Source organism: Streptomyces sp. KR55 (assembly GCF_052245645.1).
Taxonomy (GTDB): domain Bacteria; phylum Actinomycetota; class Actinomycetes; order Streptomycetales; family Streptomycetaceae; genus Streptomyces; species Streptomyces flavusporus.
The window spans coordinates 1-11,679 of sequence record NZ_JBQQCE010000312.1 but is presented as its reverse complement, the minus strand read 5'-3'; the positions used below and the strand labels follow the sequence as shown (position 1 = coordinate 11,679).

Genomic DNA, 11,679 nt, shown 5'->3' with positions numbered 1-11,679 from the left:
CCGAAATGCATGACCCGCCTGAACTGTCACGTCTCCATCTGCTCCGAAGACATGAAAGCTGCGATGTGCCAGTTTCGGCACTGTCGAGTGGTGACAGTGACAGAGGGTCAGCCAGATGTGCTTTTGGCGCGGCGACGCGCCGGAAGCTTTGCCGGTCCCGCTTTTCGTGCTGCGTGTGTGGCAGAATTCCTGCGTCCAGCTACTCGGTGCTCGCCCAGCCTCGATCGTTCATGGGGACGAGGAGAGCCGCGCCCCTGGACTCGTCGACCGTCGGATCGGTGAAGCCGTCGAGCACGAGGGTGCGCGGGGCGCCGTACCTGCTGTCGAGCAGGGCGGTCAGATCCCGCGGGTCCAGGTCGCTGGGCAGGTACATGTAGCCGTCCCGCGAGCCGAGTTGGGCCAGCAGGTCGTTGACGGTCGCTTGCGTGAGCTCCATGGCGGACAGTGAAGCGCACCGCACTGACATTGGACGTGCTCACAGACGTATCTGACGTCTTTCGGGAGGTGTTGGACCCCATTTCATTCAGCGAAGCTGCGGGTAGGGGCAGGCCGTTTCGGTCCACGATGAGGTGGATTTCGATCCGCTCTTGCCACGGTCGGTCGGATTCGGTCCCTTCGGCGGCCCCTTTGGAGAGCTCGGACGCTGACCGAGTCGATCGCGCACCGCGACCAGTCCAGCTTGCCCCGGGAACCGAGTTCGTCCAGGACCAGGCGGTGAAGCGTCTCTGATTGGCTTAGTGATCCTGAGCGTTGCTCAGGGGTGTGAGCCAATCGTCTTCGTGCCCTGGTGCTGAATGGCCGGAGCCGTCAGCCCGCGTAGCACGTCCCTCCGGACGCTGGTCGGCCAGGTCTCACGACCTCACCGAGGAGGGTGCCCGACGTCGCCTGGGCGCCGGACGTGCGGGTGACACTCTGCCACCTCGGCGAACTCACCTTGCGCATCGGCACCGTCACCGACCCCCCGATGGGGCAGATCACCCGGGGCGTCCAGCTCCATCTCCTTGAACTCCTCGGTATCGAAGTCACCCGAACCCGCTGGCCACAGACCTGAATCGGTGACCTTCGAAGCACCGGGCCAGACGCCCCCGCTTCGTCATACGGCTGAACTGTCCCCTCCGGTCCTGGGCTCGCCTAACGTGCCCGCGTGACCTCAACAGAGACGTCCTCGCTGGTGCTGCACGGCAGACGCCGTGCCTCCGTCCGGCTGCGGGACGCGGTGGTGCTGCTGGAGGCGGACGGCGTGCAGCGCCGGATACCGGTGGCGGCGATAGAACGGGTCGACGTTCACGGCCCCAAGGGCCGGCGGCTGACCGTCGTCCTGACGGGCGACGAGCCCGTGGCGTACCACCTCAGGTGCCGCAGTGCCCCTGCCGTGCACGAGTTTGCGCACGCCGTCCGCCGTGCACTGCCCGTATGGGACGCCGACGAGCCGCGGCCGGACGGGGCGGGGCTGGTGACCGAGGAGCCGCTGGAGCGGGCGGCACCGGACCGGGTTCGTCTGCTCTGGTGGGGCCTCGGGGGCGGGTACGTGCTGATGCTCGTCCTGCTGCTGGTGAAGGGCGCCGGGGTGGTCCGGGGGTCCTCTGGGCGGTGGCCCCCGCGGTGATCGCCGCCGGGGGGCTGGGCGTGTACGCCAGATAGCAAGTGTTCCGGGAGGCCTGGGTGCTGCGTACCCGGGGGATCACCGTGGAGGGGCGGCTGCAGCGGTCCCACTGGTACAACGGCGTCGAGCAGTACACCTACGCGTACGTCGACAGCTACGGCGTACGGCGTGAGCGCACGGCGTCGGACGGGGGTGCCGAGCGGGCCGAGATCACGTACGACCCCGCGGATCCCGAGACCACCAAGGTCGGTCGCCGTACGACGGGACAGCTCGTGTTCGGTGCGGTGCTCATCCTGCTGCTGGGCGGCCCTGTCCTGCTGGCCGGTGTCGCGTTCATGGTGGTGGGGGTGGTGGTGCTGGTCATCTGATCGTGTGCCGGGAGCCCGGAGGGAATGCCCTCCGGGCTCTTTCTGTTGTGGGGTGGCGGTCAGATCATCTGAATCAGCGACCGGCGGAAGACGGGTCTAGATGGAAGGTCTCCCAGGCGGGCGGACCGCCGGCTCCGTGGTTCCACCAGTTGCTGTAGAAGCCGACCTGGCCTCCTTCCGGCATCACCACCAGGACATCGTGCAGCTTGGACAGTTCCTCGACGTCGGACTCGCGGGTCCAGGTCTTGTACGTCTCCGGCTCGAAGCCGCCGTGCAGGAGGTACAGAACGGGCCAGGTCTGACCGGGCCGCCGCCGTTCCCAGCCGTCCGGGGTCAGCAGCCGGACCTTGGCCGTACCACCCAGCGCGGACGAGCGGACGGTGAGGTCGACCTGACGCGGGCCGACGCGCTCCTCCGTGACCACCTCCGGACGGTCACCGTCAGCTGGATGCAGGGCATTCAGGAGCATCGGCAGTGAGCGGTGGAACTCGCGTGCCGAGTACGGCGGGGAGTGCGTGCCCGCGTAGAAGTGCATCGTTACCGGCGTCCCGACCGACGTCAGGCGAGTGGCCAGTGCCCGAGACTCGCGCTCCATGATCGTCTCAGTCGAGGAGATCGCCTCCTTCGGGAACGGGTCGGCCAGGTCCTCCAGCCCCGGGATCTCCGGGTCCGGTTCCGTGCCCGGCGGGTCCAGGACGCCTACCGTGCCGTCGCCGCTGGAGAGGTAGACGGGTGTGCTGCGCAGCCGGTCGGCCAGGTAATAAGGGTCGTGGGTCTGCCAGTTGGCGCGCTGGGCGACCGGGTCGCCCCACAGTGACCTCCAGTCCAGACCCGGTAGGTCATCGCGGCCCGGATCGCGTGCGGGTGCCGGCTCGGGTGCACGAAGCCGCTGTAGCTCGCCGCGGCCCGGAACATCCCCGGGTGGCGCGCGGCATACGAGAGGGCGCCGAACCCACCCTGCGACTCCCCCGGGGCCGCACGACGGGTGCCCGCTCCGTGGTGGCGCTCCAGGAGAGGACGTACCTCTTCGAGGTGGAAGGTCTCCACGGCGGGAGGGCCGCCCCGGCCGGCGTTGAACCAGTCGCTGTAGAAGCCGAACAGCGGCATCTCCGGCATCACGACCAGCACGTCGCGCAGCTGGGGCAGGTCCTGGAGTCGGGCGTCGTAGTCCTCGGGCCAGGCTTTGTAGTTGCCGTCTCCGCCGACCAACAGATACAGCGTCGGCCAGGTCTCGCCGGGCCGTCGTTCGCGCCAGCCGTCCGGGGGCAGCAACCGGACCTTTGCGGTGCGGCCCAGGGCCGGTGAGTCGACGGTGAGGTCGACCAGGTGCTCACCCGTTTTCTTCTCATGGGTGATCCGGGCTCCGTGCGGGGTGGTCGCGTCGGCGTCTGTGCAGGACACTCCGGCCAAGAGCAGGAAATCGGCGATCACCAGAGCAAGGAGCAGCCGTAAGCGGGCAGGGCTCCAAGGCATGGCGAACCTCCCTTCGATAATGGGCTGTTGGGTCATGCGTCCCGCCTGCGCAGCGCCACGGCCGCGAGCAGGAGCACGGCCGCCATGTAAGCCGCGACCACGAGCAGGGACGGCCAGGGGCCGAGGCTGCCAACGCTCTCGGCGGTCGCGTCCGAGGTCTGGGTGAGCTTCTGCAGGGCGGCCGTCGGCGAGATGCCCGCGACCCAGCGCTGGGCGTCTCCGAACAGCGGGCCGAGGAGGGAAGGCAGGAGCAGGACGCCGACGACGGCGGTGACAGCGCCCGCGGAGTGGCGTACGAGGGCGCCGACCGCCAAGCCGAACAGCGCGGCCACGGAGAAGGAGGCGGCGACGCCGAACAGGGCAGGCAGCGGCTCCCCTTGGACGTATAGGCCGTCTTCGAGCAGTGCGTCGCCGACAAGGTAGGCGAGCGTGCAGGACACCAGCGCCAGGACGTACGTCAGACCCGCGAGCAGCGCCGCCTTCGCCGACAACACGGTGGCGCGGCGCGGGGTGGCGGCGAAGGTGGTGCGGATGGTGCCGCTGCCGTACTCGCCGGTGATCACCAGCGCGCCGACGACGGCGAGCATCTGGGCGGTGATGGAGAGGGTGAGGGCGGCGCCGAGCACCGTGTCGTCCGGCTGCAGACTGCCCGTCGCCGCCACGAAGACCGCGCCCAGTACGGGTACGACGGCGGTCGCGACGGTCGTCCACACCAGGGAGCGCACACTGCGAAACTTGATCCACTCGTGGGCGAGCGCCTGCGGAAAGCCGGCCCGTGCATCCATGAGGGTCGTCATCGAACTGCCTCCCGCGGTATCCGGTACTCCGCCGCGTCCTGGGACATGGCCGTGTAGACCTCCTCCAGTGAGGAGCGGGCCGGGGTGAGTTCGTGAACGGCCAAGCCGTGGTCGCAGGCCAGATCGCCGATGGCGGCCGCGTCGAGGCCGTCCACCCGCCAGCCGCCGCGAGTGTCCAGGCGTACGGTCGCGCCCTTTGCCTGCAGCAGGTCGCGCAGCTTCTCCGGTTCCGGGGAGCGGACGAGCGTATGGGCGCGGGAGTTGGTCTCGATGAAGTCGCGCACCGTGGTGTCGGCGAGCAGTCTGCCGCGGCCGATCACGATCAGGTGGTCGGCGGTCAGTTCCATCTCGCTCATCAGGTGGCTGGAGAGGAAGACCGTACGGCCTTGCGCGGCAAGGGACTTGAGCAGGGCGCGGATCCAGCGGATGCCCTCGGTGTCCAGGCCGTTGACTGGTTCGTCGAGGATCAGCACCTCCGGGTCGCCGAGCAGCGCGGCGGCGATGCCGAGCCGCTGCCCCATGCCGAGCGAGAAGCCCTTGACCCGCCGCCCGGCCACCTCGCTCAGGCCGGTCAGGTCCAGGACTTCGGCGACCCGGCGGCGCGGGATACGGTTGCTCGCCGCCAGCCCGGTCAGGTGCTGGTGAGCCGTGCGTCCGCCATGCACGCCCTTGGCGTCCAGCAGCGAGCCGACCGAGCGCAGGGGCGCGGGCAGCTCGGCGTACCGCCGGCCCGCCACGGTAACGGTGCCCGCGGTGGGCGCGTCGAGGCCGAGGACGAGGCGCATGGTGGTGGACTTGCCGGCGCCGTTCGGGCCGAGGAAGCCGGTCACCCGGCCGGGCCGGATGGTGAAGGTCAGCCGGTCGACGGCGGTTCTGTCCCCGTAGCGTTTGGTGAGGTCACGTGCTTCGATCATGCCGACGACGGTAGGAAGCCCGGCCGATCCGGACATCCACCACCGGAGTCGGCGGCTACTCCCACGGGAGTAGCTCACGTCGGACCGGGCCTCAGGACGCCGGCCATTACCGGGCCCATGCGGGTTCAGCACCGGTCAGGGCGGTGGGCGCCTACCCACACCCCAAGGGCATATCAGGCAAACACGCTCATTGCCCTTGAATTTTCCGGTGCCCGGCCATTTCCGTCATCGCGTTTGTCTCATGAGATCCTCATTCCCGGACCATGGTGAATCCAGGAACTGACCCCAGTATGGTCAAGTCTTCAACGGGAAGGTAAGGCTACGAGCGCGAGGTGGGCAGGGAGGCACCTGGGATGGCGTTGAGCGGTTCGGGAGTGCGTCGCGTGGTCCGCGGAGTACGGCGGCGGATACGGAAGACGGCCGAGCCCCCGGTGCCGCAGTCGGCCCGCCGGCTCGTGCCTGACCCGGTGTTCGTCATCTCCTCCGTGCGCTCCGGCTCCACACTGCTGCGGGTTCTGCTCAACAGCCACCCGCAGATCCGGGCCCCGCATGAGATGCATCTACGCACCCTGGCCGTCGATCTCACCAAGCCGTACACCAAGAAGGCCATGACGGAACTCGGTCTCGACCAGCGCGAGTTGGAGTACCTGCTGTGGGACCGCATCCTCCATCGGGAACTCGTGCTCAGCAGCAAGCAGGTCATCGTGGACAAGACACCCGGCAACGCGGGCGTCTGGGAGCGGCTGCACGAGGGCTGGCCGAAGGCCCGGTACATCTTCCTGCTGCGGCACCCGGCATCCATGGTGAGCTCACTGATCAACAACCGCCCCGACCGCGATCCGGACGCGACCGTCCGCGAGATACGCATGTACGTCGAGGCGGTCCAGGCGGCACGCACCGGGCTGGATGGTCTCACCGTCCGCTACGAGGAACTGACACAGAGACCCGAGGCGGTCACCCGGGAAATCTGCGCCTATCTCGGAGTCCCCTGGACATCGAAAATGCTGGATTACCGAAAAGGCGATCACGGGCCGTTCGTGCCGTTCATCGGCGACTGGAGCGAGAACATCAAGTCGGGGAAGATCCAGAAAGCTCGGCCCCTCCCGGATCCGCAGGACGTGCCGACAGCTCTGCGCGACATCACCCGTACCTGGGGGTATCCGTGCTGAGCGACGTGAAGCGCCGATGTACGTGCCCCGGAGCCACGGTCTGGGTGACCGGCCGGCCGACGGCCGACCGGCGGGCGGCCGCCTACACGCTGGCCGAACGGCTGCTCACCGAGCACCGCCGGGTCGAAGTACTCGACCGATTCCACGGTCCCGCCATGGATGCCGAGCGCACGGGCCTGATCGCCGAGGTGCTGGCCCGTAACGGAGTCGTGGCGATCGTCCCGTGCGCCCCGGCGGGCATCGCCGCCATGCGTGCCCGCCATGAGGCCAGCGGCACCCGGTACGTCGAGGTGTGCGTCGCCGGGCGGGAGAGCCCGGAGGACTCGGCGGCCGCGGTGCACAGCCTGCTCGTCGGGCACGGCCGGCCGGTGCTCAAGCCCGAGCCGGGGCCTGACACCGGACAGGATCCGGACTGCTGCCGCACCTGGCTGGGTGGCGCCCGGGCGACGCCGCAGCACATCCCGTCCGCTGACGGAACCACACCGGTATCACTCGCCCAGCCTTCCCCCGCCCTGACCAGCCCGGTCTCGTACACCAGCACCACCAGCTGGGCCCGGTCCCGTGCCCCGAGTTTGGTCATCGCGCGGCTCACATGAGTCTTCGCGGTCAGTGGGCTCATGGTCAGCTCCCGGCCGATCTCCTCGTTGCTCAGCCCGGCCGCGACCAGCGCCATCACCTCACGCTCCCGGTCGGTGAGCACGGCCAGCCGCTCGGCGCCCGCCGCCTCCGGCCCCTTCAGCCGGGCGAACTCCTCCACCACCGAGCGCGTCACGGCCGGGGCGAGGAGGCTCTGCCCGGCGGCGACCGTGCGGATCGCCGCCCGCAGTTCGTCCGGCTCGATGTCCTTCAGCAGGAAGCCCGCCGCGCCGTGCCGCAGCGCCTCGAAGACGTACGCGTCGACCCGGTAGGTGGTGAGCATGACCACCCGTACGCCGTCCAGGTCGGCGTCGGCGGCGATACGGCGGGTGGCCTCGATGCCGTCGACGCCGGGCATGCGGATGTCCATCAGCACGACGTCGGGCCGGGTCAGCCGCACCACCTCCACGGCCTGCCGCCCGTCGGCCGCCTCCGCGACCACCACCAGGTCGTCGGTCAGATCCAGCAGCGCGCGGAAGCCCGCCCGTACGACGGTCTGATCGTCCGCGAGCACCACACGCACCGTCACGGTCGCTCCCCTTCGTCGCCGCCGCGGGCTGGGAGTTCGGCCCGCACCCGGAAACCGCCGCCGGGCACCGGCCCGTAGTCGATCCTGCCCCCGGCCGCCGCCGCCCGCTCCCGCATCCCGACCAGCCCGAAACCGCCCCCGGCCGGTGGCGCGGCCGACACACCGTCATCGACGACCTCCACCGTCAGCCGACCGTCCCCCCGGACGACGGATACCGCCGCGTGACGGGCGCCGGAGTGCTTGACCACGTTCGTCAACGCCTCCTGCACAATCCGGTACGCGGCCAGCCCCACCACCGGCGACACACCGTCCGGCGCCCCCTCCCGCCGGAGCGTGATCTCCACATCGCCGCCCGCGAACCGGTCGACCAGCTCGGCGAGCCGCTCGAGCCCCGGCGCCGGTTCCACCGCATCACCCTCCGGCCCGCGCAGCACGGTGACGGTGGCCCGCAGCTCCCGCACCGCCTCCTTGCCCGCCTCCCGCACCTGCCGCATCGCCGCCCGGGCCACCTCGGGCTTCACGTCGAACGCGTCCAGCGCCACGCCCGCCTGCACAGCCATCGCCGTCACCGTGTGCGCGACCACGTCGTGCAGCTCGCGGGCGATCCGCACCCGCTCCTCACGCACCCGCCGCGCCGCCTCCCGCTCCCGGTCCTCCTCCGCACGGGCGGCCCGGGCGGCGTACTCGGCCTGCAACTTCCGCCGCGTACACACCACTTCGCCCAGTAGCAGCGGCACCAGCGGCCACAGCATCTCCAGCACCGCCAGACCCTGCGGGTTCACCACGTCGTTGCCCACCCACAGCGCGACCGCACCCGACGTGAGAGAGGCGATCAGCCCGGTCCACAGAGTGCGGGGCCGGTCGCCCTGCACCGCGACCGTGTACAGCGCCACGATCACCGGCAGGTTCAGCAACTCCCCGATGTGCCCGTACAGCGCCCAGCCCGCGCACGCCGCCCCCGTCACCACCGCAACCGGCACCGGCCACCGCCGCCGCCAGAACAGCGCGAGGAGCGAGACCGCGAGCAGCAGCCAGGTGAACCAGTCGGCCTGCCGGTACTCCGGTTCGTTCGACGCGGCGTCCAGTCCGGTGAACCACGCGACCACGGCCACCACGAGGAGATCCACGGACCTCGGCGAAAGGTCCCGAACCCAGGCGGTCAGGCGATCCAAGCACGTCACCTCCCCACCGTATGAGCGGGCATGGCCCGAGCGCGTACGACAGCGGGAGTACCCCGCCTGCGCCCCAACGCTCCGCACAGGGCCCAATCAGGAAGAGCCAGGCGGCGTCCGGTCGCAAGATCCGTATGCAGCTTATGGACAGGGTTTGGTCTTGTCCGTTGTCCATGGCTGAACGGGGTTGGGGTACTGCGGCTGTCAGGCGGTGAGTCGGCTGACGGCGTTTGCCAGACCATCGACGTCCTGCGGTGTGGTCGCGAAGGAGGTGACGAAGCGGACGACTCCCGGCTCCCAGCGGTCGTGGTAGAAGGCGTAGCCCTCGGACAGGAGTCCGTCGATGACGTGCTGGGGAAGGCGGCAGAAGACGATGTTGGCCTCGAGGGTGCCGGGGAGGTGGATGTCCGGCAGGGCCTTGAGTCCCTGTTGGAGGCGGGCGGCCATGGCGTTGGCGTGGGTCGCGTTGTGCAGCCACAGGTCGTCGGTGAGGTAGGCGTCGAGTTGGGCGGCGTGGAAGCGCATCTTGGAGGCGAGCTGGCCGGCGCGCTTGGCGCGGAAGGCGAGTTCGGGGGTGAGGGAGCGGTCGAAGACGACGATGGCGTCGGCGGTCATGGTGCCGTTCTTGGTGGCTCCGAAGGACAGCAGGTCGACGCCGGCCTGCCAGGTCATCTCGGCGGGGGTGCAGCCGAGGGAGGCGACGGCTCCGGCGAAGCGGGCGCCGTCCATGTGGAGGCGCAGGCCCGCCTCCTTGGCGATCGGGCCGAGGGTATGGAGTTCGTCGAGGGTGTAGACGGCGCCGGTCTCGGTGGCCTGGGTGATGCTCACCACGGACGGCTCCACACTGTGCACGTCCCCCCGCTTGTGGCGGGCGGCCGCCTGCAGCGCGTCGGGATCGATCTTGGCGTCGTCGCCGGGGAGGGGAACGAGCTTGGCGCCTGCGGTGTAGAACTCGGGTGCGCCGCATTCGTCGTTGTTGATGTGGCTGTCGCGGTGGCACAGCACGCTGCCCCAGGGCGGGGTCAGGGCGGCCAGGCTCAGGGCGTTGGCCGCGGAGCCGGTGGAGACGAGCAGCACGTCGACGTCGTAGTCGAATATCTCGCACAGGCGGCGCCGGACGTCGGCGCTGATGCTGTCCGCTCCGTAGGGTGCGGCCGGTCCGGACGCGGCCCGGGCCACGGCGTCGATGATCTCGGGAGACGCTCCGGCGACGTTGTCGCTGGTGAAGGCGTGGGCGTAGGGAGTGGTGGTACTCATGGTGTGGGCGTCTTTCAGCTGACGATGGGCGAGGCGATGACGACGGTGACGTCCGCCGGTTCGGCGTCGGTGCGGTAGATGTGGGCGGCGTCGCCGGCGAAGGCGAGCAGATCGCCCGCCCCCAGCAGGCGCGGGGCGTCGGTGGGTCCGGCGGTCAGCCGGCCCGTGGCGACGAGCAGGTGCTCCACGGTGCCGGTCGCGTGCGGTACGCCCGCCAGCTCGGTGCGGGGAGGCATCCGCAGCCGCCAGATCTCCAGGCTGTGGCCACTGCTGATCCGGCGGAGCAGTTCCCGGCCGACCTCGTCCTCGGCGAGCTCGGTGCTGGCGAGGAACACCGGGCCGGGGTCGGTGTCGCGGGTGAGCAGGTCGGTCAGCGGGATCCTGAGCGCGATCGCGAGCGCGTCGAGCGTCTCGATCGTCGGGTTGCCCTTGCCGGCCTCCAGTTGCGACAGCGTCGCCTTGCTCAGGCCCGCGCGCCGCGCCAGCTCCGAGCCGCTCATCCCTCGCTGTTCACGACGCCGGCGGATCTGCGCCCCCACCGCGGCGGCGGTGCTGCTCGTCGACTGCCCGGGCGGGGTCATCGGCGCGGCCCGTGCGTGGCGGAGTACGACACACGGATGCGTCCCCGCTTGACCTTCAGCGCGGGCAGGACCAGATGGTGCAGGTCGCCGAGACGGCGCACATGGGTTCCGCCGCAGGGTGCGGAGTGCAGGGCCCCCAGGGAGACCACACGCATCCCCTGCTCATCCACCTCCGCAGTCACCGGCAGGTCCTCGGCGATGGCCGCCGAGACCGTCTTCCGCAGTTCGGCGAGCACCTCCTCCCGGCCCTCGGGCTCGGCCAGCCGAGGATCCGGCTGCGGGGCGGTGAACTCGATGCGCGCCTGACCGGGGAAGTGGTTGTTCCCGGCCAGCTCCCATCCCTGGGCCCGGCCCGCTGCCTCGACCAGGTGCCCGGCGGTGTGCAGGGCCGCGTGCGTCATCCGCGTCTCCAGGTCGATGCGCGCCCGCACCGGCTGCCCGTCGGTGAACTCCGGCCACCCGCCTTCCTCGGAGGCGGGCACGACCACGATCAGCCCCGACTGCTCGTCCCGGACGGGGACGACCTCGATCTCCTCCAGCCATCCCCGGTCGGCGGGCTGACCGCCGCCCTGGGGGTGGAACAGGCAGTGCTCCACGGCCGCCCAAGACAGCCCCTCCTGGTGCCCCACAGCGATCACCCGTGTATCGGCCTGCTCCGCGTAGGTGTCATCGAGATAGGTCCTGACCTGCATCACGCTCCCCATAGCAGTAAACGATATGTTCACTATAACGAACGACAGGCTATGTGCAACATGCAATCAAGCGCGAGGGCTGCACCGAGCGTGGGCGTGACCGCTGCGGCCAGGATGGTGACGGCGGGCGCCAAGCAGCATCAGATCTCTGAGGATGCGCGGAGGGCTGCGTTCTCTACGGCAAGGCGGCGGATGCGGTCTTCGTAGATGTGCAGGTGGCGAGCGAGATTCTCTTTCTCCTGCCGGAGGCGGGCGATGACTGCACGGTCAGTGGCAGTGTCGCGTGGCCGTGGCAAGGCGGCTGACCGGCGGGACCGCTGTGTCTGCAGGCGGGCGATCTGGTCGGGGAAGTCGCCCTAGAGGCAATGCCGTTGCGTTACGGGTCTGGTGGTCTTGGCGTGTGGATCACGACGGCGTCGGTGGCTGTCCGGGTCGGCTGGGGCCAGTGCCGGTGCTCGGCTCTCTTGAGGTGGTAGTTGGACATCTTG

Annotated in this window: 12 protein-coding genes and 3 pseudogenes; 4 read left to right on the top strand and 11 right to left on the bottom strand. The window is 69.9% G+C overall.

Annotated features, from left to right (window positions below):
* Positions 1-199: 199 nt before the first annotated feature.
* Together ACTWQJ_RS34800 and ACTWQJ_RS34795 are read right to left on the bottom strand one after the other, a co-directional pair.
* Positions 200-436, bottom strand: a complete 237-nt coding sequence (locus ACTWQJ_RS34800) for a hypothetical protein (protein ID WP_443310458.1) — start codon at positions 434-436, stop codon at positions 200-202.
* A 103-nt stretch (positions 437-539) separates the two neighbouring features.
* Positions 540-720, bottom strand: a pseudogene (locus ACTWQJ_RS34795) (IS5/IS1182 family transposase); the annotation flags it as partial.
* A gap of 151 nt (positions 721-871) precedes the next feature.
* Here ACTWQJ_RS34795 and ACTWQJ_RS34790 point away from each other — a divergent pair.
* From ACTWQJ_RS34790 to ACTWQJ_RS34780, 3 genes are all read left to right on the top strand, one after another.
* A complete protein-coding gene (locus ACTWQJ_RS34790) occupies positions 872-1,051 on the top strand; it encodes a hypothetical protein (RefSeq protein WP_443310457.1) in 180 nt (59 codons plus the stop codon).
* A 93-nt stretch (positions 1,052-1,144) separates the two neighbouring features.
* Entirely contained in the window at positions 1,145-1,606 is a 462-nt protein-coding gene (locus ACTWQJ_RS34785) for a hypothetical protein (protein ID WP_443310456.1), read from the top strand.
* Positions 1,607-1,662: 56 nt separating this feature from the next.
* Positions 1,663-1,971 carry a hypothetical protein gene (locus ACTWQJ_RS34780; RefSeq protein ID WP_443310455.1) on the top strand — a complete coding sequence of 103 codons (309 nt, stop codon included), beginning with the start codon at positions 1,663-1,665 and terminating at the stop codon, positions 1,969-1,971.
* Positions 1,972-2,068: 97 nt separating this feature from the next.
* Here the strand turns inward: ACTWQJ_RS34780 and ACTWQJ_RS34775 are convergent.
* The 4 genes and pseudogenes from ACTWQJ_RS34775 to ACTWQJ_RS34760 all read right to left on the bottom strand — a co-directional run.
* Positions 2,069-2,398: pseudogene (locus tag ACTWQJ_RS34775) on the bottom strand (alpha/beta hydrolase-fold protein); the annotation flags it as partial.
* Between the two features lie 272 nt (positions 2,399-2,670).
* On the bottom strand, positions 2,671-3,444 hold the full coding sequence (locus ACTWQJ_RS34770) for an alpha/beta hydrolase (RefSeq protein WP_443310454.1): 774 nt from the start codon (positions 3,442-3,444) through the stop codon (positions 2,671-2,673).
* Between the two features lie 32 nt (positions 3,445-3,476).
* Positions 3,477-4,241, bottom strand: a complete 765-nt coding sequence (locus tag ACTWQJ_RS34765) for an ABC transporter permease (protein WP_443310453.1) — start codon at positions 4,239-4,241, stop codon at positions 3,477-3,479.
* Positions 4,238-5,155 carry an ABC transporter ATP-binding protein gene (locus ACTWQJ_RS34760; RefSeq protein ID WP_443310452.1) on the bottom strand — a complete coding sequence of 306 codons (918 nt, stop codon included), beginning with the start codon at positions 5,153-5,155 and terminating at the stop codon, positions 4,238-4,240. Before ACTWQJ_RS34760 ends, ACTWQJ_RS34765 begins: the two co-directional genes overlap by 4 nt.
* 383 nt (positions 5,156-5,538) lie before the next feature.
* On the opposite strand from ACTWQJ_RS34760, the gene ACTWQJ_RS34755 reads away from it, so the two are divergent.
* Complete coding sequence (locus ACTWQJ_RS34755; RefSeq protein WP_443310451.1) at positions 5,539-6,324, top strand: sulfotransferase family protein; 786 nt, start codon at positions 5,539-5,541, stop codon at positions 6,322-6,324.
* Between the two features lie 505 nt (positions 6,325-6,829).
* Here ACTWQJ_RS34755 and ACTWQJ_RS34750 read toward each other — a convergent pair.
* From ACTWQJ_RS34750 to ACTWQJ_RS34730, 5 genes and pseudogenes are all read right to left on the bottom strand, one after another.
* A pseudogene (locus ACTWQJ_RS34750) lies at positions 6,830-7,489 on the bottom strand (response regulator); the annotation flags it as partial.
* Positions 7,486-8,670 (bottom strand): sensor histidine kinase, encoded by a 1,185-nt coding sequence (locus tag ACTWQJ_RS34745; protein ID WP_443310450.1) that lies wholly within the window; start codon positions 8,668-8,670, stop codon positions 7,486-7,488. The pseudogene ACTWQJ_RS34750 and the gene ACTWQJ_RS34745, both read right to left, overlap by 4 nt.
* A gap of 195 nt (positions 8,671-8,865) precedes the next feature.
* Positions 8,866-9,918 (bottom strand): threonine aldolase family protein, encoded by a 1,053-nt coding sequence (locus tag ACTWQJ_RS34740; RefSeq protein ID WP_443310449.1) that lies wholly within the window; start codon positions 9,916-9,918, stop codon positions 8,866-8,868.
* Between the two features lie 14 nt (positions 9,919-9,932).
* Positions 9,933-10,499, bottom strand: coding sequence for a helix-turn-helix domain-containing protein (locus ACTWQJ_RS34735; protein ID WP_443310448.1), 567 nt, complete (start codon positions 10,497-10,499; stop codon positions 9,933-9,935).
* Positions 10,496-11,203 (bottom strand): metal-dependent hydrolase, encoded by a 708-nt coding sequence (locus tag ACTWQJ_RS34730; RefSeq protein WP_443310447.1) that lies wholly within the window; start codon positions 11,201-11,203, stop codon positions 10,496-10,498. The genes ACTWQJ_RS34735 and ACTWQJ_RS34730 overlap by 4 nt, the downstream gene beginning before the upstream one ends.
* Positions 11,204-11,679 lie beyond the last annotated feature (476 nt).

Bases quoted from the DNA above. Each gene is read 5' to 3' on its own strand.
- ACTWQJ_RS34800 (WP_443310458.1), bottom strand. From the start codon at position 436: ATGGAGCTCACGCAAGCGACCGTCAACGACCTGCTGGCCCAACTCGGC.
- ACTWQJ_RS34770 (WP_443310454.1), bottom strand. From the start codon at position 3,444: ATGCCTTGGAGCCCTGCCCGCTTACGGCTGCTCCTTGCTCTGGTGATC.
- ACTWQJ_RS34765 (WP_443310453.1), bottom strand. From the start codon at position 4,241: ATGACGACCCTCATGGATGCACGGGCCGGCTTTCCGCAGGCGCTCGCC.
- ACTWQJ_RS34760 (WP_443310452.1), bottom strand. From the start codon at position 5,155: ATGATCGAAGCACGTGACCTCACCAAACGCTACGGGGACAGAACCGCC.
- ACTWQJ_RS34740 (WP_443310449.1), bottom strand. From the start codon at position 9,918: ATGAGTACCACCACTCCCTACGCCCACGCCTTCACCAGCGACAACGTC.
- ACTWQJ_RS34735 (WP_443310448.1), bottom strand. From the start codon at position 10,499: ATGACCCCGCCCGGGCAGTCGACGAGCAGCACCGCCGCCGCGGTGGGG.
- ACTWQJ_RS34730 (WP_443310447.1), bottom strand. From the start codon at position 11,203: ATGGGGAGCGTGATGCAGGTCAGGACCTATCTCGATGACACCTACGCG.